The sequence below is a fragment of the Bradyrhizobium sp. AUGA SZCCT0158 genome (genome assembly GCF_018130065.1).
GTDB lineage: Bacteria > Pseudomonadota > Alphaproteobacteria > Rhizobiales > Xanthobacteraceae > Bradyrhizobium.
In genome coordinates, this window is sequence record NZ_JAFCME010000020.1 from 92,799 (window position 1) to 114,809 (window position 22,011).

The 22,011-nt window shown below is 62.7% G+C and carries 27 protein-coding genes; 17 read left to right on the forward strand and 10 right to left on the reverse strand.

The features are described from left to right. Positions 1 to 67: 67 nt before the first annotated feature. The gene (locus JQ574_RS25795) at positions 68 to 310 is read right to left on the reverse strand and encodes a hypothetical protein (protein ID WP_212210531.1); all 243 of its coding nucleotides are present in this window, start codon (positions 308 to 310) and stop codon (positions 68 to 70) included. Positions 311 to 456: 146 nt separating this feature from the next. Here JQ574_RS25795 and JQ574_RS25800 point away from each other — a divergent pair, with 146 nt between their 5' ends. Both JQ574_RS25800 and JQ574_RS25805 read left to right on the forward strand, forming a co-directional pair. Continuing rightward, the gene (locus JQ574_RS25800; protein WP_212210386.1) at positions 457 to 861 is read left to right on the forward strand and encodes a hypothetical protein; all 405 of its coding nucleotides are present in this window, start codon (positions 457 to 459) and stop codon (positions 859 to 861) included. Between the two features lie 75 nt (positions 862 to 936). Continuing rightward, positions 937 to 1,206 carry a hypothetical protein gene (locus tag JQ574_RS25805; protein ID WP_212210385.1) on the forward strand — a complete coding sequence of 90 codons (270 nt, stop codon included), beginning with the start codon at positions 937 to 939 and terminating at the stop codon, positions 1,204 to 1,206. 318 nt (positions 1,207 to 1,524) lie between these two features. On the opposite strand, the gene JQ574_RS25810 is transcribed toward JQ574_RS25805, so the two are convergent. After that, on the reverse strand, positions 1,525 to 1,899 hold the full coding sequence (locus JQ574_RS25810) for a hypothetical protein (RefSeq protein ID WP_212210384.1): 375 nt from the start codon (positions 1,897 to 1,899) through the stop codon (positions 1,525 to 1,527). Positions 1,900 to 2,324: 425 nt separating this feature from the next. Between JQ574_RS25810 and JQ574_RS25815 the strand changes: the two genes are divergently transcribed. Continuing rightward, positions 2,325 to 3,926: an alkaline phosphatase gene (locus JQ574_RS25815; protein WP_212210383.1), complete on the forward strand. Its 1,602-nt coding sequence runs from the start codon at positions 2,325 to 2,327 to the stop codon at positions 3,924 to 3,926. A 31-nt stretch (positions 3,927 to 3,957) separates the two neighbouring features. Here JQ574_RS25815 and JQ574_RS25820 read toward each other — a convergent pair whose 3' ends face one another. From JQ574_RS25820 to JQ574_RS25830, 3 genes are all read right to left on the reverse strand, one after another. Next, the gene (locus JQ574_RS25820; protein WP_212210382.1) at positions 3,958 to 4,665 is read right to left on the reverse strand and encodes a DUF1045 domain-containing protein; all 708 of its coding nucleotides are present in this window, start codon (positions 4,663 to 4,665) and stop codon (positions 3,958 to 3,960) included. 81 nt (positions 4,666 to 4,746) lie between these two features. Further along, the gene (locus JQ574_RS25825; protein WP_212384000.1) at positions 4,747 to 5,940 is read right to left on the reverse strand and encodes an alpha-D-ribose 1-methylphosphonate 5-triphosphate diphosphatase; all 1,194 of its coding nucleotides are present in this window, start codon (positions 5,938 to 5,940) and stop codon (positions 4,747 to 4,749) included. Next, complete coding sequence (locus JQ574_RS25830; RefSeq protein ID WP_212210380.1) at positions 5,937 to 6,605, reverse strand: DapH/DapD/GlmU-related protein; 669 nt, start codon at positions 6,603 to 6,605, stop codon at positions 5,937 to 5,939. The genes JQ574_RS25825 and JQ574_RS25830 overlap by 4 nt, the downstream gene beginning before the upstream one ends. A 198-nt stretch (positions 6,606 to 6,803) precedes the next feature. On the opposite strand from JQ574_RS25830, the gene phnC reads away from it, so the two are divergent. From phnC to phnE (JQ574_RS25850), 4 genes are all read left to right on the forward strand, one after another. Continuing rightward, the gene (gene phnC, locus JQ574_RS25835) at positions 6,804 to 7,619 is read left to right on the forward strand and encodes a phosphonate ABC transporter ATP-binding protein (protein ID WP_212210379.1); all 816 of its coding nucleotides are present in this window, start codon (positions 6,804 to 6,806) and stop codon (positions 7,617 to 7,619) included. A gap of 79 nt (positions 7,620 to 7,698) precedes the next feature. Continuing rightward, positions 7,699 to 8,637 carry a phosphonate ABC transporter substrate-binding protein gene (gene phnD, locus JQ574_RS25840; RefSeq protein ID WP_212210378.1) on the forward strand — a complete coding sequence of 313 codons (939 nt, stop codon included), beginning with the start codon at positions 7,699 to 7,701 and terminating at the stop codon, positions 8,635 to 8,637. Between the two features lie 82 nt (positions 8,638 to 8,719). Continuing rightward, positions 8,720 to 9,604: a phosphonate ABC transporter, permease protein PhnE gene (gene phnE / locus JQ574_RS25845; protein ID WP_212210377.1), complete on the forward strand. Its 885-nt coding sequence runs from the start codon at positions 8,720 to 8,722 to the stop codon at positions 9,602 to 9,604. After that, entirely contained in the window at positions 9,601 to 10,449 is an 849-nt protein-coding gene (gene phnE / locus JQ574_RS25850; RefSeq protein WP_212210376.1) for a phosphonate ABC transporter, permease protein PhnE, read from the forward strand. Before phnE (JQ574_RS25845) ends, phnE (JQ574_RS25850) begins: the two co-directional genes overlap by 4 nt. Before the next feature lie 103 nt (positions 10,450 to 10,552). On the opposite strand, the gene phnF is transcribed toward phnE (JQ574_RS25850), so the two are convergent. Next, positions 10,553 to 11,281 (reverse strand): phosphonate metabolism transcriptional regulator PhnF, encoded by a 729-nt coding sequence (gene phnF / locus JQ574_RS25855; RefSeq protein WP_212210375.1) that lies wholly within the window; start codon positions 11,279 to 11,281, stop codon positions 10,553 to 10,555. Positions 11,282 to 11,399: 118 nt separating this feature from the next. On the opposite strand from phnF, the gene phnG reads away from it, so the two are divergent. From phnG to JQ574_RS25900, 9 genes are read left to right on the forward strand one after another with little or no spacing between them, the layout of a single operon-like run. Further along, positions 11,400 to 11,858, forward strand: a complete 459-nt coding sequence (phnG, locus tag JQ574_RS25860; protein WP_212274894.1) for a phosphonate C-P lyase system protein PhnG — start codon at positions 11,400 to 11,402, stop codon at positions 11,856 to 11,858. Continuing rightward, the gene (phnH, locus tag JQ574_RS25865; RefSeq protein WP_212210373.1) at positions 11,858 to 12,466 is read left to right on the forward strand and encodes a phosphonate C-P lyase system protein PhnH; all 609 of its coding nucleotides are present in this window, start codon (positions 11,858 to 11,860) and stop codon (positions 12,464 to 12,466) included. Before phnG ends, phnH begins: the two co-directional genes overlap by 1 nt. Before the next feature lie 2 nt (positions 12,467 to 12,468). Continuing rightward, positions 12,469 to 13,572: a carbon-phosphorus lyase complex subunit PhnI gene (locus tag JQ574_RS25870; protein ID WP_212210372.1), complete on the forward strand. Its 1,104-nt coding sequence runs from the start codon at positions 12,469 to 12,471 to the stop codon at positions 13,570 to 13,572. Continuing rightward, positions 13,569 to 14,453 carry an alpha-D-ribose 1-methylphosphonate 5-phosphate C-P-lyase PhnJ gene (locus tag JQ574_RS25875; protein ID WP_212210371.1) on the forward strand — a complete coding sequence of 295 codons (885 nt, stop codon included), beginning with the start codon at positions 13,569 to 13,571 and terminating at the stop codon, positions 14,451 to 14,453. The genes JQ574_RS25870 and JQ574_RS25875 overlap by 4 nt, the downstream gene beginning before the upstream one ends. Further along, positions 14,446 to 15,237, forward strand: coding sequence for a phosphonate C-P lyase system protein PhnK (gene phnK, locus JQ574_RS25880; RefSeq protein ID WP_212210370.1), 792 nt, complete (start codon positions 14,446 to 14,448; stop codon positions 15,235 to 15,237). The genes JQ574_RS25875 and phnK overlap by 8 nt, the downstream gene beginning before the upstream one ends. A gap of 9 nt (positions 15,238 to 15,246) precedes the next feature. Beyond that, positions 15,247 to 15,945 (forward strand): phosphonate C-P lyase system protein PhnL, encoded by a 699-nt coding sequence (phnL, locus tag JQ574_RS25885; protein ID WP_212210369.1) that lies wholly within the window; start codon positions 15,247 to 15,249, stop codon positions 15,943 to 15,945. Positions 15,946 to 15,959: 14 nt separating this feature from the next. Continuing rightward, a complete protein-coding gene (locus JQ574_RS25890; protein WP_212210368.1) occupies positions 15,960 to 17,117 on the forward strand; it encodes an alpha-D-ribose 1-methylphosphonate 5-triphosphate diphosphatase in 1,158 nt (385 codons plus the stop codon). Continuing rightward, a complete protein-coding gene (gene phnN / locus JQ574_RS25895; protein ID WP_212210367.1) occupies positions 17,114 to 17,704 on the forward strand; it encodes a phosphonate metabolism protein/1,5-bisphosphokinase (PRPP-forming) PhnN in 591 nt (196 codons plus the stop codon). Before JQ574_RS25890 ends, phnN begins: the two co-directional genes overlap by 4 nt. Positions 17,705 to 17,717: 13 nt before the next feature. After that, the gene (locus JQ574_RS25900; RefSeq protein ID WP_212210366.1) at positions 17,718 to 18,329 is read left to right on the forward strand and encodes a pyridoxamine 5'-phosphate oxidase family protein; all 612 of its coding nucleotides are present in this window, start codon (positions 17,718 to 17,720) and stop codon (positions 18,327 to 18,329) included. Positions 18,330 to 18,738: 409 nt separating this feature from the next. Here JQ574_RS25900 and JQ574_RS25905 read toward each other — a convergent pair whose 3' ends face one another. Together JQ574_RS25905 and JQ574_RS25910 are read right to left on the reverse strand one after the other, a co-directional pair. Beyond that, complete coding sequence (locus JQ574_RS25905; protein ID WP_212210365.1) at positions 18,739 to 18,936, reverse strand: hypothetical protein; 198 nt, start codon at positions 18,934 to 18,936, stop codon at positions 18,739 to 18,741. A gap of 163 nt (positions 18,937 to 19,099) precedes the next feature. Next, the gene (locus JQ574_RS25910; RefSeq protein ID WP_212210364.1) at positions 19,100 to 19,417 is read right to left on the reverse strand and encodes an antibiotic biosynthesis monooxygenase; all 318 of its coding nucleotides are present in this window, start codon (positions 19,415 to 19,417) and stop codon (positions 19,100 to 19,102) included. Positions 19,418 to 19,749: 332 nt separating this feature from the next. Between JQ574_RS25910 and JQ574_RS25915 the strand changes: the two genes are divergently transcribed. Beyond that, positions 19,750 to 19,923, forward strand: a complete 174-nt coding sequence (locus JQ574_RS25915; protein ID WP_212384001.1) for a hypothetical protein — start codon at positions 19,750 to 19,752, stop codon at positions 19,921 to 19,923. Positions 19,924 to 20,656: 733 nt separating this feature from the next. Here the strand turns inward: JQ574_RS25915 and JQ574_RS25920 are convergent. Further along, on the reverse strand, positions 20,657 to 21,013 hold the full coding sequence (locus tag JQ574_RS25920) for a nuclear transport factor 2 family protein (RefSeq protein WP_212210363.1): 357 nt from the start codon (positions 21,011 to 21,013) through the stop codon (positions 20,657 to 20,659). Between the two features lie 454 nt (positions 21,014 to 21,467). Beyond that, entirely contained in the window at positions 21,468 to 21,812 is a 345-nt protein-coding gene (locus tag JQ574_RS25925) for a hypothetical protein (RefSeq protein WP_212210362.1), read from the reverse strand. Between the last annotated feature and the right edge of the window lie 199 nt (positions 21,813 to 22,011).

Below are 22,011 nucleotides of genomic sequence, written 5' to 3' on the forward strand. Positions count from 1 at the left end.
GTTCGATCATAGGCCCGCGACGGCGCGCTGCCGGTTGGCGCGTGATCCCAATGGGATCCCCAAGGGGTCAAGTGAGGATACGAAGCTCCGGCCGGCCGCGGGTGCGGGGCTGGTCCTTGGCCGGCTGTGACTGGCGCGTCGCCACCAATTGAAGCTGGGTTCGCAGGTCGGCGCTGCATTGCTTCATCTGATTGCGCAGTTCGCGGCGCGTAAAGGCGGTGAGGGAGGGATCGGCCAGTTGCTGCCAGGCCGAGCGCAGCCATTCCTGCAGGGCGCGGATATCATTATCACGGATTACGGGCTGGTTCATGCCGCCGAATCTCCAGATGTGATCGCCGCCAAGTTACGTCTGATTCGTTTACAGATGCCTACTCCGGTAATTGACGGGCGCGACCTTTACCCCCGGAACGAGCGCCCCACATGAACGTTGGGCCCACAGCTTTCCCTGGAGATTCAATGTCCGGCCATTCGGCGCTTGTTGGCTTTGCGATGCTTGTCAGCCTGATCGTGCCCGGCACCGCGTTCGCGCAGTTCCCGCCGCCTGCCGGCTCGGCCGGAGCGGGCAATTCTGCGATCAGCGGCATACCTTACGGTCCGGCCAATCCCAGCGCGGTCGGCGACCCGAGCGGAATCGGAAACGCTTCCCGGATCCCGCCGCCCGGCACCAACACGCCGGCGCCGATCATCGGCTCCGGTTCGGTGAACGCGTCGCCCTCGGGTTCGCGCGTGGTCGTGCCGCCCTATGCGGGGGCGTCGCAACGGATCACCGTTCCGCGCCAGGCAAGGTCAAAGAGGCCACCCGTGCGCCCGCGCGGCCGGGTTGAGACCAGCAAGTTCACCGGGATATGTCGGGGCTGCTAGGGGGCGCGTTGCCTCGGGACGCTGCCTTGACGCTGCCTTGGGACAAGGCCATGCGATCGGCAGGAGCCCTGCCTAATGCGGTTGCAGATCGTTCGCCTTCCAGCCGGTGGAAAGCACAAGGAACAAGGCGCGATACGCGTGATAGCGGGCGGCGGGCCGGGTTTTCTCCCGTCCGCCTGCAATCATTTTCCCGCTCTGATCGCGCACTTGCCAGCAAAAGTTCCGGCGGCGCTTGAAGATCACAAATTGCAGCATCGGAGGCCGGAACACCGCGCGGGGCCCATTATTCCAAAGAAAATGCGGGCAATGCATGTTTCGGTTCATGGCGTGCGCTGCTCCGATTGAGAGCGGGAGGAACGTTCAACGCGTTATGGCCGATTCTCTTCCAAAATATCCGATTCGCAGGCTTGATTGCGGATCGTGGGGGCTGGCTCAACGGGGCACGGTGTTGTTGCCCGCCGCTGCGGATTCCGGAGATTCCAAGAATGAAACCCCCGCCGTCCCTGAGGGTCGGCGGGGGCGAATGGGAAAGATGGTGCGAGGCTGGGGATTGCCCAGGTGTCGCGCCAAGGACCCGCGTGAAATCAGCCCTATCGAACAGTTCCGGGCAAGACGATTTTGTAAGCAATGCTGCCTGCGTTTCGTGCACACGCGACCAATCGATTACTCAGCGATGAATGACGTCGTCTTGGTCCCGGAATCGTAGCGCAGCCTGAGCACGTTGAATTTGCACAGATTGACGTTCTTCCAGAGCACCGATTCATCGTAATTCGCCCAATCCACCTTGATGTTCCAGACGCAGCCGTCCTCGTCCTCGTCCTCATCGAATTCAACGTAAGCGGTGTCCTGGTTCTTCAGGGTCCTGTCGAGTTCGTTCTCCCATTCGTCGAGGCCGTCATCGGGCGAATTGAAACCCAAAAACTTGATCGCATAGCCGGTCTCGTTGATGACCGAGACGTTGCGGTTGTCGGCGGCCAAGGCGGGCGCGGCGGCGAGCGATAGTCCAAGCACAATCAACGCGGATAAAATCGGTTTCATTTGAAATGCTCCTGGCGGCACAAGGCGTGCGGCGATGCGTTTAGCAACCTTTGCGTTGGCGGTCCTCTCACGCAGCGCACGATGATCGCAATCTGGACATCCGTATTCGTCCGGGTTAGCGGCGCGCGGTTTCGCAATCTATAACGGCGTCGCTAACAGCGGGGGGCAGCGCGTTCGCTCATCACAGTGAACGCCATTCCACTGGAGGCTCACGAGGCCCGGACTCCTAGGCACTCCGGGCCTCGTCTACCTCACCCACACATCCGCACAGCCGGTCAGCAACCGACGGCGATCTTTTCACCGCTGAGATTGCGAACACCTTCATTCTGTAGCTGCCGCGCGGTTCATCCGACTGTCGCAAAACCTTCGGGCTGCGGTCAATTTGGACAGGCACCCTTCGTCGCGATTCGACGAGGATGCCTTGAATGCCGATTGGAATACGCGCGAAGCAAGATCTGACTGGACAAGGCTTGACCAGACGTCAATTGCTGGTTCGATCCGCATCCACGGCCGCGGTCGCAGCGTTGGGAAGTGTTGCCAAGCCCTATCTCAGCCGCGCCGCGGATCGTCCGCACATCGCCGGCGGGATCGCGTCAGGCGACGTCTCGGCCGATTCCGCGGTGATATGGGCAAGGGCCGATCGGGCCGCGCGCATGCAGGTGGAGTGCTCGATCGACGAGAGCTTCAAGTCCATCCTTCGCGTCGCATCGTCGGAAGCGCTGCCCGAGCATGACTTCACCTCGAAGCTTTTGCTCGATGGCCTTCCTCCGGGGCGGGATATTTTCTACCGGGTGCGTTTCGCTGATATCGGCGAGTCCGGGATCTCGGGTGAGGCACAGGTCGGCCATTTCCGTACCGCGCCGGTGGCGCGACACGCGGTATCCTTTGTCTGGTCGGGCGATACCGCCGGCCAGGGCTGGGGCATCGATCCCGCCCGCGGCGGCATGCGGACTTACAAGACCATGCTCGAAAACCGCCCGGACTTTTTCATCCATTCGGGCGATCACATCTACGCCGACTGTCCGATCGAAGCCGAATTGAAGTTGCCGGACGGAGGCTTGTGGCGGAACATCGTCACCGAAGACAAATCCGTCGTTGCCCACAGCCTCGCGCAATATCGCGCCAACTACAAATACAATTTGCTCGACGAGAATCTGCGCGCCTTCAACGCGCAAGTGCCGATGCTCGCGCAGTGGGACGATCATGAAGTGACCAATGACTGGGCACCGATCGGCACCGCCGACGAGACCGGCTACGCCGAAGACGGCAGCTCTCACCTGGTGGCGCGGGCGGCCCGCGCGTTCCATGAATTCATGCCGATCCGCAACCTGGCTGGGCAGGCGGGGCGGATCTATCGCAAGGTCGCCTATGGGCCGCTGCTCGACGTCTTTCTGATCGACATGCGCAGCTACCGCGATTCGACGTGGAATAATCGCGACGACCGCAGCGACACCTGCATTCTCGGCCCGGCGCAACTGGCCTGGCTGAAGCGTGAACTCACGGCGTCCGATGCGACCTGGAAGGTCATCGCCGCCGACATGCCGATCGGATTGATCAGCGAGGATGCGATCGCGCTTGGCGACGGCCCGCCGGAGCGGCGCGAATGCGAGATTGCCGATCTGCTGTCCTTCATGAAGCGCATGGGCATCAGCAACACTGTGTGGCTGACGGCCGACATGCATTATACCGCCGCACATCGCTACCATCCGAACCGCGCGGTATTCCAGGATTTCGAGCCGTTCTGGGAGTTCGTCTCCGGGCCACTGCATGCGGGGACCTGGGCGCCGGCTCCGCTGGACAATACGTTCGGACCGGCGGTGGCGTTCCAAAAAGGCTGCAGCGCGGAGCAGGGCGAAAACCTCGCGCCGTGTTTCGGACTTCAGTTCTTCGGCCGGGTTGATATCGATGGCCGCTCGGAGGTCATGACGGTGACCTTGAAGGATGTCGACAATCGGGATCTATGGTCGGTGGATATCGACCCGCGGCCGGATGGACGGCAGAAGCAAGTGCTGTCTCAACACATCTGATCCGCCTGACGCGGCGGCAATGCGGATGCGCCTAACCCTGGCCTGGCATGAGGACGAATTGCCTGGCGATCCGGAAGCGGGAATCCGCGCTGTCCTGACGGAATAGCGCGAGCCGGTCGATCGCGAGCGTCTCGAGGCCGAGCGTGGAAAACCTATTCCTCAGCATCGCCAGAACGGTCTCCAGCCGGCTTGCGTCAAGCCGGCCTGTTAACGTCATGTGGAATCGAAACTCTTCCATCACGTAGGGATAGCCCCAGCGGTCGAGATGAGCGCGCTGCGCCGATGTCAGGCGGGAAGGATTGCGGCGCGCACGGTCCGCTTCAGTGAGCGGCGCACGGAACATATCGAACTCGCTGACGCTGTCGGCCGCAAGCCGGATCAAATCACGCGGCGGCTCTGCCGGGATGACAGCAATGAAGCCGCTGATCGAACCGACCACCGGCCTGATCACTGGAATCGCCCGGGTCGTTGCGGCGAACGCGGCACACGCCGCGAGGAGTTCGGCTTCCGTCCTGCCTTGTGCCAGCGAAAAGGGCGCCTTCAGCGTGGCGTGAAAGCCGTATTTGCGGGGATCGGCGGTCAGGTCCTGCCAATCCGGCGCAGCGCTGGCGACATCTACCGGAAACGGCAGGTCTTCGCCGCCAAAAGCGTCATAGCCAAGCAATTGCGCGCCGAAGCGGTTGAGATCGCTGGCCTGCGCCGGGGCGTAGTAGATCGCGTAACGCGGATAATTCGACATCGGTGCAGACTAAAGCGTTTTCGAGCGAAGTGGAGCCCGGTTCGCGTGAAGAAAACGCGTCAAGACAAAAGACTCGGCGCGTCAGGCGGCCGCAACCGTCTTGCGCGGCGCCGTTGAGGGACTGCGCAGGCGGCCAGCCTCCGTCAGATGCACCAGGCGTCCCGCGGCCATGACGGCGACGACACGCGGCCGCAACGGCACCCTGTCATCGACGAAGATGATGTCGGCACGCTGGCCGGCGGCGAGAACGCCGCGATCGGTGAGGCCGGCGGCTCGGGCGGGGGCTGAGGATATCAGCTGCCAGGCCTCGGCCAGCGGCAGCACGCCATCGGCAGCAAGACGGAACGCTGCCAATAACTGCGCCGGATAATAATAGTCCGACGCCAGCACCGAGCATAAGCCCTTGGCGATCATGTCGGACGCCTTGGTCCAGCCGGTATGGCTGCCGCCGCGGACGACATTGGGCGCGCCGAACACGATGAAGTCGCCAGCCTCTGCCGCCTCACGTGCGGTTTCCTCATTGACCGGAAACTCGGCGATGCCGACGCCCTGCGCCCGAAACGCCTTCCGCATCTCGGGGCTTTCGTCGTCATGCGACAGCATGCGCACGTTGGCGTCACGCGCCGCTTTCGCCAGCCGGGCGATCGAGGCCGGCACCTCGTGCGCGCGGCCGACGACGCTCGCCACCAGCAAATCGAACGCCTCGTTCGAAAGCCCGGTGCGCTCGACCATGCGGCTGCGCTTTTGCGGCTTGTCGAGGTTGGCGACCGTCGCATCCATATGGTCGTTGAACGCGAACAGGTCGATGCGCCCGTCCGACAACCATTCGATGATCTCGGCTTCGGCGTCGAGATTGTAGGTCTCGTGACGCAGATGGAAGCGGGTATCGGCCGAAAGCTGCGGCCGCATCGACTCGATTGCTTCCAGGAGCCGCCTTGCATTATCGCCAGAGCGCAGGCCCGGCTCCCACGACCAGGTGGTGCCATGATAGACCGTGGTGATCCCGTTGCTGATTGCCTGCCGGTCGCTGTCGATCAGCGCCACGTCGATCGGGAAGTCGACGCCCGGGCGCCGCATCATCTGCCGTTCGAACGCGTCGCCATGCAGATCGACGATCCCCGGCAACACCAGCAAGCCGCCGGCGTCGATGCCCAGCGAAGCGCGGCCCTGGTCGGCGCCGATGGCGCTGATGTCACGGCCAGCGATCCGCAGTGAGGCCTCGTGGATTTCTTGGCCGAGCAGGGCTCGGCCGCCTTCGATGAAAATGTCAGTCACGATGCTGCCCCCTGATGCCTGATCTGCGCGCGGACCGAGCCCGTGCCTGCTTCATATTTTGCCAGAAAATCCTCGACCGTGAGCTTGCGGAAATCGGGCAGGGCGCAGCGCAGCGTCTCATGGTCCCAATTCCACCAGGCAAGCTCGGCGAGCCGGCCGGCGACCTCTTCCGAAAACCGCCGCTTGATCGGCCGCGCCGGATTGCCGCCGACGATGGTGTAGGCCGGGACGTCCTTGGTCACGATCGCGCCGGCGGCGACCACGGCGCCGGTGCCGACGTTGCGGCCGGGCAGGATGATCGCGCCATGGCCGATCCAGACGTCATGGCCGATATGGATGTGGTGCGCGCGCCGCCATTCGAAGAACGCGGCGTCGTCGCTCTCGCCGGAAAAATAGGCGCTGGCCCGGTACGTGAAGTGCGCCTGCGTCGCGCGGTGCATCGGATGATTGCCGGGATTGATCCTGGTCATCGCCGCGATCGAGCAGAATTTGCCGATGGAAGTGTAGGTGATCTGGGCGTCATTGACGACGTAGGAATAGTCGTCCATCGACACTTCATGCAGGATCGTGCCCGCGCCGACTTCGCAATAGGCACCGAGCCGGGTGTCGTGCAGTTTCGCCGTGGGATCGACGGTCGGGTCGACTGAAAGCATTTTGCCGGCCATACGGGCGTCTCTCCGCGACAAAGGTGGTGTCACGATGGCACGTCATCGACGGGCATGATGACATCTTCGTGACGGTTGCATGACGGATGTCGCGTGGGCGACGAGGGTGTGGACGACGCCGCACCGCAGCGTGATTGTCACACAACTGTAAAGTCCAATCGCTAGCGATGATCCACGAGTGGGATTCTGGAGCATTGCATGCTGGTAGTGGAAGGTTTGACGTGCCGTTTCGGCACAAAAGCCGCAGTGGATGATGCGTCATTCTCAATCGCGCCCGGCAACTTCGTCGGCGTGATCGGCCGCTCCGGCGCCGGCAAGTCGACGCTGCTGCGGATGATCAATCGCCTCGCGGAGCCTTCCGAAGGTCGCATCCTGTTTGAAGGCGTCGAGGTGACCGCGCTGCGCGGCAAGGATTTGCGGCAGTGGCGCGCGCGCTCGGCGATGATCTTTCAGCAGTTCAATCTGGTCGGCCGGCTCGATGTGCTGACCAATGTGCTGATGGGGCGGCTCGCCGAAATCCCGTCCTGGCGTTCGCTGACGCAAACCTGGCCCGAACGGGACAAGGCGCTGGCGATGTCGGCGCTCGAGCAGTTCGACATGGCTTCGCTTGCAGCCCAGCGCGCCGACCAGCTCTCCGGAGGTCAGCAGCAGCGGGTCGCGATCGCTCGTGCGCTGGTGCAGGAGCCGGATATCATTCTCGCCGACGAGCCGATCGCTTCGCTCGATCCACGCAACACGAGGATCGTGATGGATGCACTGCTGCGCATCAACAAGCATTTCGGCATCACCGTGATCTGCAATCTGCATTCGCTCGATCTGGCGCGAGCCTATTGCGACCGCCTGATCGGCATGTCCGCGGGCCGCATCGTGTTCGACGGGGCGCCGGCGACGCTGACCGACCTCATTGCGCGCGAGCTTTACGATCTCGAAGCCAACGACGTCATGGGCGCAGCACCCGCACATGCGCCCGATGGAGCCGCCGTCCCTGAGCTGGGCACTGCGGCGGCGGCCTGAGCGTTCTTCTGTAACAGGGCGGCCGCTTGCAAAGCTGCAAACCGCCGAAAAAATGCGTAACACAACAAGAGGGCACACCATGATCAATCGTCGTATCGTTCTGGCCGGCGCGGCCGCGCTGGCGTTTTCGGCCTCCAGCGCTTCCGCGCAGGACTGGAAGGGCAAATATCCGGAACTGACCTTCGCCGTCGTGCCGGCGGAAAACGCCTCGGGTGTGACCGAGCGCTGGGCGCCGTTCGTCGCCTATCTATCCAAGGAGCTCGGCGTGAAAGTGACGCTGCGCATTGCCAACGATTACGCCGCCGTCATCGAAGGACAGCGCTCCGGCAACATCCATATCGCCAGCTACGGCTCGGCGTCGTTCGCGCGCGCGCGGATGACCGGCGTCAAGACCGACGCCTTTGCCAACGACATCAATGCCGATGGCTCTACGGGTTATTACTCGGTGTTCTTCGTCAAGGCGTCGAGCCCGTACAAGAACATCGACCAGCTGAAGGGCAAGAATCTGGCTTTGGTCGATCCGAATTCGACGTCGGGCAACAACGTGCCGCGCTTCGAACTCGACAAGCTGGGAGTCTCCGATGCCGACACGTATTTTGGCAAGGTCGTGTTCAGCGGCAGCCATGAGAATGCCATCCTGGCACTCACGCAGGGCACCGTCGAAGTCGCCGCCAATCAATGGACCACCGACGACGACTCCACGCTGGCCCAGATGCTGACCAAGGGCATGCTGAAGAACGCCGACGGCACAGCGATGAAGAAGGATGATTTCCGGATCGTCCATAAGTCCGCGCCCATTCTCAATGGGCCCTATGCCTATAATTCGGACCTTCCGGCAGATTTGAAGGCCGCCATCGCCAAGGCGTTTGCGGATGCACCGACCAAGGACAAGGCCGCCTTTGAGCGTCTTTCCGACGGCCAGAAAAAGGCCTTCAATCCCGCCACGACAAAGGATTGGGACGGCATGATCGACCTGATCAAGTTCGTGGACAATCTTCGCAAGAAGAAGGCGTCCTGATCGATCGGCGGAGCGAGACCAGGCCGGGTCCATGCGACCCGGCCTTTTTCCGTTCAGGACATAACCGGCACAGCAGCCTTCCATGACATCAGCCGTATCCATCCTTCCAGCTCAGCAACTTGCGGCACTCAACGACGCGTATCGTGTGGCGGTGGCGCGCAAGCGGCTGCGGATGACGCTGGCAACGGCGGTATTCTTTGCCGTTCTCGTCATCGCCGCCATCGGCGCCGAGGTGAATCCGGTCACGTTCGTCAACAAGATCGGAAATTTCGTCAGCTACTTCGACCGCATCGGCACGCTGGAAAGCGGCGCGCGGGTCTGGTCCGATATCGGCGAGTGGTTCTGGGGCTGGAAAAAATGGCTGGCGCTGCTCGGCGAGACCGTCCTGATCAGTTACGTCGGTACCCTGGCCGGGGCGATCCTTGCTTTTGCGCTCAATTTTCTCGCCGCCGAAAATACCTCGCCGGCGCCATGGCTGCGGTTTACCATTCGCCGCCTGATGGAATTCTGCCGTACCGTTCCGGACATCGTGTTCGCGTTGATCTTCGTGATTGCGTTCGGTCTCGGGCCGATGGCCGGGGTTCTCGCCATCATGATCCATTCGGTCGGCGCGCTCGGCAAATTGTATTCCGAAATCGTCGAGAACATCGACATGAAGCCGGTCGAGGGGGTGCGATCGACCGGCGCGAGCTGGATCGCGTGCATCCGCTTCGCCGTCGTGCCGCAGGTTGCGGCGGGTTTTGCCAGCTACACATTGCTGCGCTTTGAGATCAATGTGCGCGGCGCGTCGGTGATGGGTTTCGTCGGAGCCGGCGGCATCGGCCAGGAACTCGTCGTCGCCGTCAGAAAGTTCTTTTATTCCGACGTCAGTGCGATCCTGCTGATGATCATTGTCACCGTGTTCCTGATTGATATCGGCACCGGATGGGCGCGCGGGCGGCTGTTCGGCAAGGAGGCACGGGCATGACACGGTTGCTGGCACCGGACTCCGGAGAGCTGCGTGGCCGCTATCCCGAGGTTTTCGACCGGCCGGCTTCCTCCCGTCTCGCGATCCCCGCGATGCTGCTCGCAGCATTCGGGATCTTCGTGTTCGGGCTGGTCGAGCTGGAGTTTTCGCCGGCACGGATGCTGGCCGGGTTGAGCCAGCTCGGCTGGATCACGATGATGATGATCCCGCCCGATCCCGGCGGTTCGCTCCCGGTCTATCTCGTTGCACTCGGTGAAACACTGTCGATCGCGCTGCTGGGCACCACCCTTGCCGCGTTGCTCGCGCTGCCGGTCAGTCTGCTGGCGGCAAAGAACATCGTGCCGTCGGGTATCTTCCGCTTCCCGGTCCGCCGCTTTCTCGATTCGATCCGCGGCGTCGACACGCTGATCTGGGCGCTGGTCTGGATCAACGTTGTCGGGCTTGGGCCGTTCGCGGGAGTGCTGGCGATTGCGGTGGCGGACTTTGGCGCGTTCGGCAAATTGTTCTCCGAAGCGATCGAGGCCGCCGACAAGAAGCAGGTCGAGGGCATCCGGGCCTCCGGCGGCAATGCGCTGCACGAAATACGGTTTGGGCTGATGCCGCAGGTGCTGCCTGTGATCGCAGGGCAGGTGCTCTATTTCATCGAGTCGAACACCCGCTCGGCCACCATCATCGGCATCGTCGGCGCCGGCGGCATTGGATTGCAGCTGGCCGAGCAGATCCGGGTGCTGGAATGGCAGAAAGTCTCATTCCTGATCCTGATGATCCTGGTGGCAGTCGCCGCCATCGACTGGATTTCGGGCAAGCTGCGGTTTGCGATCATCGGCCAGCGCGCGGTGGTTTGATGGCAGCCCGTAGGGTGGGCAAAGGCGCACTTGCGCCGTGCCCACCAATCCTTTGGTGGGGAAGCAAGAGGTGGGCACGCTTCGCTTTGCCCACCCTACAAGCCTAATCGCTTTCCACCAGAAACTCGACGCGTTCGGCGGCAAAGCGCGAGCGCTTGGTCACGATTGGCTTGCCGTCGGGATCGACGTCGGTGCTGTCGACCACCAGCACCGGGCGGCCGAGCGCGAGATCGAGCCGTGCGGCGTCGCTGGCGTCGGCTATGGCGGCGGTGATGCGGGTGGAAGATCTGCGGTAATCGCGGATGCCGTAATGTGCGACCAGCTTGGTCATCGAGCGCACGCTGGCAAAGACCCGTCCCGCGTCAGGGAAGCGCTCGGCGGAGAGCCATGAGGTGCTGACGCAGATCGGCGTCCGGTCGGCCAGCCGCAGCGCCTCGATCCGGACCAGGGGGGCGCCCGTCTTCAGTCCGAGTTCCCGCGCCAGTTCACGTGTAGCGACATCGTCGGACGCTGCGATCAACTGGCCACGCGGTTCATGGCCGCCGGCGCCGACGATTTCGGAAAACCGCGTCCGCGAGCGCAAGGGATAGGCGAGACGTTGGGCCTCGACATAAGTACCGCTGCCGCGCTCGGCGCGCACCAGCCCGCGTTCGGCGAGCGTCGCCAGCGCCCGGCGCACGGTATGGCGGTTGACCCGATAGGTCTCGGCGATCTCCATCTCGCCCGGCAGCTTCTCACCCGCGGCGAAGCGGCCCTCGGCAATGCCGCGTTCGATCCCGTCGGCGACCTGCCGCCACAACGCCACACCGGTGGCCGCATCCTGCATGCTCATGCTGCAAATTTATCCGGGACGGTCATCCGAAAAACAACCCTGTTGTCACCAAACAGTCATGGCGTTTGGTTATGAAGTTGTCTATTAGCATAGACAACTTGATTCCGGCAAGGTGGACATGACGGCAACCGAGAACGACAAGCAGGCGCAGCGCAAGGCGGTCATGGCGGTGCTGGCGCACTCCGATCCATCAGAGATATCCGGCCGTCTGGCGGCGATCACGCTGCCTGATCACGAGAATCTGCGCGAGCCGGAGAACGGCCTTGTGATGGTGCGCGGCCGTATCGGCGGCGACGGCTCTGCCTTCAATCTCGGCGAAGCAACGGTATCGCGCGCGGCGGTGCGGCTTTCGACCGGCCAGGTCGGCTTCGGCTACACGCTCGGCCGCGACAGGGAAAAGGCGCGCATGATCGCGCTGTGCGACGCCATGGTGCAGTCGGATGAATTCGCTGGCCTCATTGAGACGAAGGTGATCGCGCCGCTGCGCGCGGCGATATCTGCGAAACGGAGCCGCAAGGCGGCCGAGGCCGCGGCGACGCGGGTCGATTTCTACACCTTGGTGCGGGGAGAGGGCTGATGACGACGGTTGCCGAACTGCCCGCAGGATTTGCCGACAAGGTGTTGTCGGCGCAATCAACCTTCCGCTCCGTGATGGACGCGATGGCGCGTCCCGGCAGCGTGCAGCGCATTGCGGCCGACGCCGGCACGCCCGCCGCCATGATGCGCGGCACCGCGGCTATTGCGCTGACCCTGTTCGACCATGATACGCCGATCTGGCTCGACAGCCGGATGTCGGAAACATCCGACGTTGCCAAATGGCTCAAGTTCCACACCAGCGCGCCTGTGATTGCGGATTCCTCGATCAGCAGCTTTGCCCTGATCGGCAGCCCCCGCGAGCTTCCGGCGCTCGACCGCTTCGCGTTCGGCAGCAATGAATACCCGGATCGTTCGACGACGCTGATCCTGCAGATCGACAGCCTGACGCAGGGTCCCGCCCTCGAGCTGCGCGGCCCCGGCATCGACGGCACAGCGATCCTGCAAGCCGCGATCCAGCCGCATGATCTGTTCGAACGGCTCGCCATCAACGTGGCGCTGTTTCCGCGCGGCATCGACGTGGTGCTGGTCCATGACGATGCGATCGTCGCGATACCGCGCACCACGCGGCTGGTAGCGAGGGGAGGCTAGTTATGTACGTTGCCGTCAAGGGAGGCGAACGCGCCATCGAGAACGCTCATCGGCTGCTGGCGCATGAGCGGCGCGGCGACCGTGACGTTCCCGAGGTCTCGCTGTCCCAGATCTCCGAGCAGTTGTCGCTCGGCGTCGACCGGGTCATGACCGAGGGTTCGCTGTACGATCGCGAGCTCGCGGCGCTCGCGATCAAGCAGGCACGCGGCGACATGATCGAGGCAATCTTCCTGGTGCGCGCGTTCCGCGCCACGCTGCCGCGCTTCGGCACCACCGAGCCGGTCGATACCGGCGCGATGCAGGTGCGACGGCGGATTTCGTCGACCTTCAAGGACATTCCGGGCGGGCAAATCCTCGGCCCGACGTTCGATTATACCCATCGTTTGCTGGACCCACAGCTTGCTGAGGGGTTTTCTCCGGAAACGCTGGAGACCAGCGAAGCCTCGCTCGCGGCGACGCCGCGCGTGACGGACATTCTCGGCCGCGATGGCCTGATCGAACCGTCGCCAGCGGCGGATGCGGAGGCGCCGGTCGGCGACCTCACGCGCGAGCCGCTCAGCTTCCCGGCGGACCGCGACCTGCGCCTGCAGAACCTGGCGCGCGCCGACGAAGGCTTTCTGCTGGCGCTTGGCTATTCCTCGCAGCGCGGCTATGGCCGCAACCATCCGTTTGCCGGCGAAATCCGCTTCGGCGAAGTCGAGATCGAATTCATGGCCGAGGATGTCGGCTTCGCCGTGCCGATCGGCGCGATCGCGATGACCGAATGCCAGATGGTCAACCAGTTCAAGGGCTCGGCCACCGAGGCGCCGTGCTTTACGCGTGGCTATGGGCTGGCTTTCGGTCAGAGCGAGCGCAAGACCATGTCGATGGCGCTGGTCGATCGTACGCTACGTGCCCGGGAGCTCGGCGAGGAGGTGATCGCACCCGCCCAGGACGAAGAGTTCGTGATGTCGCATTCGGACAATGTGCAGGCGACCGGTTTCGTCGAACATCTCAAGCTGCCGCATTACGTGGACTTCCAGTCCGAACTCGGCCTGCTGCGCAAACTGCGCAAGGAGTTCACTGAGGCCACGGAATCGGCGCCGATGCAGGAGGCTGCGGAATGAACGCGCCAACGTATAATTTCGCCTATCTCGACGAACAGACCAAGCGGATGATCCGCCGCGCGATCCTCAAAGCGATCGCGATCCCCGGCTATCAGGTGCCGTTTGCCAGCCGGGAAATGCCGATGCCCTATGGCTGGGGCACCGGCGGCGTGCAGGTCACGGCCGCGATCCTGGGACCCGAGGACGTGCTGAAGGTGATCGACCAGGGTTCCGACGACACCACCAACGCGATCTCGATCCGAAAATTCTTCGGCAAGACCGCGGGCGTCGCGACCACGACCGCCACGGCGGATGCCACCGTGATCCAGACAAGGCACCGGATTCCCGAAGCGGCGCTGCATGGCGGTCAGGTGCTGGTCTATCAGGTGCCGATCCCCGAGCCGTTGCGCTTCCTCGAGCCACGCGAGACCGAGACGAGGCGCATGCATGCCCTTGGCGAATACGGCCTGATGCACGTCAAGCTGTATGAAGACATCGCGCGCTTCGGCCACATCGCGACGTCCTACGCCTATCCGGTCAAGGTGAACGCGCGTTACGTGATGGACCCGTCGCCGACGCCGAAATTCGACAATCCGAAGATGGACAATTGCGCGGCGTTGCAATTGTTCGGCGCCGGGCGCGAGAAGCGGATCTATGCGATCCCGCCGCATACGTCAGTGGTCTCGCTCGATTTCGAGGACCATCCCTTCACGCGCTACCGTTTCGACGCGCCCTGTGCGTTGTGCGGCGCCGGCGATTCCTACCTCGACGAAATCGTTACCGACGACAAGGGCGGCCGGATGTTCGTCTGTTCGGATACCGATTATTGCGAGAGCCGCCAATCGGCCGGCCATCGCGGCAGCGAAAGCGCGGCACCGCATAAGGAGAGGGCGCATGGCTGAGCAAACCCTCGACGATAAACCGCTTCTGGTCGCCGAAAATCTCGGCAAGACCTATGGGAAGCTGGTCGCCTGCCGCGACGTCTCCTTTGCGCTCTATCCCGGCGAGGTGCTGGCTGTGGTTGGCGAGTCCGGCTCGGGCAAGTCGACGCTGCTGCAATTGGTATCAGCACAGCTGGCGCCGAGCGCGGGCAGCGTCTCGTACCGGATGCGCGACGGTGTGCTGCGCGATCTGGCGGCGCTCGGAGAGGCCGAGCGGCGCTTCCTGTTCCGCACCGACTGGGGCTTTGTGCATCAGGACCCGGCGCAGGGCCTGCGGATGGCGGTCTCGGCCGGGGCCAATGTCGGCGAGCGGCTGATGGCGGTGGGCTGGAATCATTACGGCCGCATCCGTGACACCGCGTCATCCTGGCTGGAGCGGGTCGAGATCGACACCGACCGTATCGACGACGCGCCGCGGACCTATTCCGGCGGCATGCGCCAGCGCCTGCAGATCGCGCGCAACCTCGTCACAGAACCGCGGCTGGTGTTCATGGACGAGCCGACCGGCGGCCTCGACGTATCGGTGCAGGCGCGGCTGCTCGACCTGATGCGCAACCTCGTCAGCGAACTCGGCCTTGCGGCCATCGTCGTCACCCATGACCTTGCGGTGGCGCGGCTGCTGTCGCATCGCGTGATGGTGATGAAGGGGGGCCGGGTGATTGAAACCGGGTTGACCGATCAGGTGCTCGACGATCCCCGCGAACCCTACACCCAGTTGCTCGTCTCCTCGATTTTGCCGGCATGAGTTAGGCCAATGAACGCGATGATCGACATCACCAACGCCGAAAAAACCTTCACCATGCATCTGCAGGGCGGGGTCGAGCTGCCCGTCGTACGCGGGGTCTCGTTCCACGTTGTATCAGGCGAATGCGTGGTGCTGTCGGGCCCGTCGGGCGCCGGCAAATCCTCGATCCTGAAGATGATCTTCGGCAATTATCGCTGCGACGGCGGCCGGATCGGCATCCGCCACCAGGGCACCGTGATCGATCTCGCCACCGCCGAACCGCGGCAGGTGCTGAGCGTGCGCCGTTCCACCATCGGCTATGTCAGCCAGTTCTTGCGGGCGGTGCCGCGGGTAGCGACCATCGACGTGGTGGCCGAGCCCCTGATCGTGAACGGGATCGCCCGCGCGGAGGCGCGCGAGCAGGCCGGCTCCCTGCTGCGCCGGCTGAATATCCCTGAGCGGCTGTGGGCGCTGCCGCCCTCGACGTTCTCGGGCGGCGAGCAACAGCGCGTCAATATCGCGCGCGGCTTCATATCCGATCTGCCGATCCTGCTGCTGGACGAGCCGACGGCATCGCTCGACACCGCCAATCGCGCGGTCGTGGTTGAATTGATCGATCAGAAGAAACATCAGGGGGTGGCGATGGTGGCGATCGTCCATGACGACGAGATACGCCATTTGATCGCGGACCGGATCGTCGATGTGACGTCGTTTGCCTCGGCGGCATAGGGAAGAAAAGTGAGATGAGCGCAACGAAGCACGAAACCATTTTGGGCAATGCCGGCATCATCCTCGCCGATCGCGTGATCGCGCGCGGCTGGGTCGCCATATCAGATGGCCGTATCGCCGAATTCGGCGAGGGCGATGCCCCCGGGCAAGCCGAGGACGCTGCCGGCGATCTGATCATGCCCGGCCTGATTGAGTTGCACACCGACCATCTCGAAGCGCACTACGTGCCGCGGCCAAAAGTGTTCTGGGATCCGATCGCCGCGGTCGTCTCTTACGACGGGCAGTTGGCGACTTCGGGCATCACCACGGTGCTGGACTCGCTGCGGGTCTGGCGCGAGGACGGCGCCGAGGAGGTTGATGGCAGGGCAGGCGTGCTCGCGAAGGCGATCACAACTGCGCGCGAGGAAAACCTGCTGCGTGCCGATCATTTCCTGCATCTGCGCTGCGAAATACCAATGCCGAGCGTCGTCGAGGAGGCAAAGGAACTGATCGACCGGCCGGACATCCGGCTGATGTCGTTGATGGACCACACGCCGGGGCAGCGCCAGTTCCGCGACGAGGTCAAGCTGCGCGACTATTACCGCGGCAAGGGCGGCGGCATGACCGACGCCGAGCTCGACGTGCTGTTCGAGCGGCGCTTTGCCTACCAGAAGATATATGCCGCGGCCAACATGCGCGAGATCGTAGCATTGGCGCATCAGTACAAAATACCGCTCGCCAGCCATGACGACACGACCGAGGAAAACGTCATCGACGCCGTTCGCGACCGCGTCGCGGTGGCCGAGTTTCCGACCACGATGGAAGCCGCGCGCGGCCTGCACCAGGCCGGCATCGGCATCCTGATGGGCGCGCCGAATGTGGTGCGTGGTGGTTCGCATTCCGGAAACATCGCCGCCGTCGATCTCGCCCGCGAGGGACTGCTGGACATCCTGTCGTCCGACTACATTCCCTCGAGCCTGCTGATGGCAGCCCTGCAATTGCCGCGGCATGTTCCCGCCATTGATCTTGCTTCCGCCGTACGCACCGTCACCAAGACGCCCGCCGAGGCCGTGGGGCTTTCGGACCGCGGCGAAATCGCGGTCGACAAGCGCGCCGACCTGATCCGGGTGCATGTGGCGCGCGACATCCCGGTGGTGCGCAGCGTCTGGCGGGAAGGACAGCGTGTGGCATGACCGACATACTCACGACATCAACGGGCCATGCGGACGCAATCGGGCCGGGCCGGCTCATTCTGGTGGTCGGACCGAGCGGCGCCGGCAAGGATACGCTGCTCGGGCTTGCCAGGGCCGCCTGCGCCGACGATGGCACCATCGCATTCCCGCGCCGCGTGATCACGCGGCAGGCCTCGGCCTCCGAGGACAATGAAGAGGTCAGCGCCGGCACTTTCGAGGCGGCGCTGGCGCGCGACGAATACGCCATGCATTGGGAAGCGCACGGCCACCGCTATGCAATATCGCGCGCCATCGACGACGAAATCCGCGCCGGGCACACTGTTGTCGGCAATGTTTCGCGCACCATCATTCCAGCGATGCGCCAGGCCTATGCCGACGTCACGGTGATCTCGATCACCGCGCCGCCGAACGTGCTTGCGGACCGGCTGGCGATGCGAAACCGCAGCAGCGACGGCAGGATCGAGCATCGGCTTAGCCGGACGGTGGACGAGGCCGCGCCCGACGTCACCATCGTCAATACCGGCAGCGCCGAATTTCACGCGCGTCAGCTTGTGCGCGCGATCAAGGGCGAGAAGTGGGACGAGTAGAATAGGAGAAGCGATGACCATCGTCTCGACGTTCGAACAACTCGAGGCCATCTACGGCTTTCCCAACGATGCTTCGACGGTGAAGGTCGCCGACCGCGTGACCCCGTCCTACCGGGCGCTGATGGATCAGTCGCCTTTCGCGGCGCTGGCGACCTGCGGGCCGGAGGGGCTGGATTGCTCGCCCCGCGGGGATCTCGCCGGCTTCGTGCGCATCCACGATGAAAAGACGCTGATGATGCCGGATCGGCGCGGGAACAACCGCTGCGACTCCCTCCGCAACATCGTGCGAGACCCGAGGATCGCGCTGCTGTTCCTGATTCCGGGCTCGGGCAGCACGCTGCGCGTCAACGGCCGCGCGCATGTTTCCGCCGAGCCCGAGCTGCTGGCGTCGTTCAAGATGGACGGCAAGGCGCCGCGCACCGTGATCGTCATGACGGTGGAGGAGATCTATTTCCAGTGCGCCCGCGCCATCGTCCGCGCCGATCTCTGGAATCCCGACAAGCGCGTCGATCCGAAGAACTTGCCGACACCAGGCGATATCCTGGCCGAGATGAGCGACAACACCGTGGGCGGCGAGAAATACGACCGCGAATGGCCCGAGCGTGCGCGGCAGACGATGTGGTGATTGCTGGTTCGCAAGCGCCGTTCGCTTTCCGATTTAACAATCCGGCCTCTACTGCGGCAGGTCGGCATCCCTTCACTCTTTGTAAGAAGCCGCCCGGCTTGACCGCCCCCACGATTATCGTGACACTTCGGATCACCAGTCTCCGAAGGGGCGGTGGTGGCATTTCTAACAGGGAGGTTTTGATGGTTCGTTTTTCAGCTGTCGTTGCAATTGCGTTCGCGCTTGCTGTTTTCGTCGGGGGATCGCTTGCGCAGGCCCAGAAGGCCTCAGACCCAAAGAGCCAGCCCGGTAGCGGCCAGTGCCGGCTGTCAAACGGACAAAAATGCTGTTTTGATTTCGATCGGCCAGTGCGTAGCGCTGGCTGTCCTGGGCTCGCCGGCCATGCCGGTGAGCCCATTTTCGTCGGGTACTACCCTTGATTAGTTGCTGCGGGACCCTGACTTGCGGCGCTGCTGATGAATGCATTGAACCGCAAGGAGGCTTCGGCAAATCTCTTCAGAAACTCGGCCGTGCTCGCCTCGGCTTCGGGCAAGACATTGTCGACGAGCCCGCCACCCGCGACGGACCCAAGTTCCTCAACGCTCAGTTCGCGATTTTCATTGGTCATTGTCTCGCACCACTTTTGCGATGTCTCGCAGGCTGCGATCATGGCGGACCACAATGAACGGCGATGTGACGTAAATCACGAAACGAAGGAGGCTGCCGGAGTGGTGGCTTCTTTCACGTTTCTTGCCCGGTTGAGTGTTCTGAATGGGTCCGCAGGACGGGCGCTAGATTCCGTGGCTATGCCGTATCTTCAGAATCTGAACTGACTTCGGAAGCTCGATCAGAAAAACCCTGTCGCGCTCCAGGTGATGGATCCTGGATGGGTCTCCGCCCGTGAACCCGCTCATCGATTCCAGGCTTTCCCAATACGAGATGGTGACGAACTCGGTCTCGTTTTGTCTGTCCTCCCTGAACGTCTGGACGGCGAGGGCTTTCTCGATCAGCGGCTTGATGCCGACCTCGTAATTATAGGCCTCGTATTCGTCTGCCACGTCTGGAGTGGTCCTTCCGCGCCAAACGCGGGCGATCTGGGGTTTGGTCATGTACGGCCTCCGGTCGGAAAACCCGCATGCGGATAAACCGTTCCAATCTAAACGGCTGCTCTATTCATGCCGGGCGCGGAGGGAGTTGACCCCTCCTTGTTGGGGGCCTGCCATCCAGGCACATGAACCGGTTGTTAAGAATTCCGCCGACGAAACGCGGTTGAAACAATCGCGAAACCAAATCGCCATGAACCCCGCGAAATCCTAGGCCGACTAACCATCGAACAGGAGATGATGACGATGATTAAAGTTGGCTCGAAGGAAGAAGTTGCCCTGCTGCTCGCATTGTTTGGCGTGCTCGATCTGCCGGTACAGGCGCCCAAGAAGCGCAAATGACACTGCTCGTCGCCCCACTGTTGTTTGTCTTGCTGGGCGTCGGGGCTGCCAAAGCCAAAAAGGCAGGCCTCTCCGGCTGGGAGGTCTTCCTCATGGTCGCAGTCGGCAGTCTGTGCATTTTGGTGGTGACGTTGGGAATCCTGATGTGGGGATTCCGCAACTTCGGTTAGCTCCGATTGATCAGCCAGACACCTGTGCTGCTGAGCGTCTACAAGTTGTCGTCGGCGCAAATGCGGATGCTATCGTTCCCGAGGGGCGTCGGTGGGTTGCCGGGCTATTGGCTACGTGCCCCGTGCCTGCCGGCCTATTCGGTCCAAATGCGCTCTCCGCACTGCTTGCATTCAAACATATGAATGACAACTCCGCTTTCAGATTCCATGATCGTTTTGAGAAGCGTGAGTTTTCCTGCGCAGAAGCGGCAGTCGTGGTTTGATTGATCCCGAGCAGTGGCGATCTTCTCAGCTCGAAATAGCTCCATGACGCCCCCTTCCCACAAAGGGTAGGGTACGGAGCGCCGGTTTCGTGAGGCGTAAATGGGCAACAACTGTTGCCCCGGGCGACAAAGTTAAGGATGAAGGTCGGTTGTCCACAGCAATCCACCGCCGCGTGCCGCCACGCTCGGGTCGTCAACCTTCGTGTCGACAGAAAAGCAATAGCGCCGCCGCAACGCCTTTTGCCGTCAGACGGCCGGCAACTGCCGCCCGGCCGCTTCAAAGTTGCCCTAACTTGTTATGTCGGGAGCCGGACTTAAAGTGATAGGTGAAGTCATCATCGGAATGAGCTTGGCAATTGCCGATGCAGCCGGTCAAACGTGTCGCGCTTCGTTTTTTGCGGTGGCAAGATCGCGGATCAATTCCGCTTCGGCTGCGTCCCTAGGAAGTTTTCGAGAGGCTTGATAATCCTTCATGGGTTTTCAGTCCCTATAGCTGCCTGGTTATTGAACAAAGCGCGCCGACTACGCTGAAGCGACCCGTCGGGATTGAACGTGAGAACCGCTTGCAAAATCTCATCCGACGCGCGGAAGTGCAGGACAACATCGCTGCCGTTCCATTGCAGATCGATGAGATCGCCGGCACACGTTTCAACGAACCGTTGGTGCCAGTACGCAGCGATAGCGTGCGCGCCGCGCAATTCTTTCTTGTCCCCGCAGTCGCATTGCAGGGAAGCATCATCGGCATAACAATCAACAATGAAAAGGTCGCCCGCGCGATAGGCATCGAGCCAATCGATCGCGATAGCAATCAGATCGATGGAAGACATGGTCCCTATCCACCCCCGCGCGGCTGTCATTGCGCGCTCGATGCGCGCGCAGATATGAGCGGAATTACGCCAAACGCGCTTGTTAAAGTGCGCCAATTTTGTTGTTTTGCCTCAACAGCGAATGGCACAAACTGCACATGCCAAGGGATGCAAGCGGGTATATCGTGTTGAATTCGCGAGCAATGCCCCGTGAGAGCACCCTGCCATGGTAGTCGAATTCCTCTATCGCGCAGGCATCATAGCCCTTGGCCTGATGAACGTCGGGCTGGTTGCTGTCCTATTGTTCGCAGGCGGCTAAAGCGGCAGCCGGCGACTTAAAACTCGCGGCTCGCCACCGGATGCACCCGCTCTTGGCGTCCAAACGGCCACCGCGATAGGCGGGGTCTCGGATGGTGCCTGACTTAACGCTGGCAGCGAGCGCCGTGCCATTGGCGCACGGCCGCCTCAACACGGATTAGTAGCGTGGGCAAACCCAGTTGCCGTAGGTATCGTAGCCGCAGCCGCCGCCGTAATAGGCCCCAGCCGCCGCAGCGCCAACAGCAGCCGCGCCGACCGCTGCCGCACCGTAGCCCCGACGATACCCGTAGCCGGCATAACCGTAGCGACCGCCGCGCACTGCGACAGCGCTACCCCGAGCACCTCGAACTGCGACCGCGCCGCCGCGGTAGCCACCACCGTGAAATCCGCCACCACCGCGATAAGCGCCACCGCCGCGACCGCGGGCATCGGCATCGTCTGGGATCAAACTGGCGGCGAGCAGAACAAGTGCCGCAAAAGCCGCAAGAACATAGCGAAGCATGGCCGAACCTCTTTCTACAAATCCTGCCGGACAGGAAATTGCTGCGCTGTCAGTGCGGGGCATTGATGTAGATCAAAAGAACCTGTTCCTGGATTCATGGGGCGAGATGTCGGGTGCTGACAGATTGTGTTGAAGAAGTCGGCGACCCAAACGATTTGGGATGTTGCAAGGAATCAGAGCGCGCGTGAGTTTGTTTGCT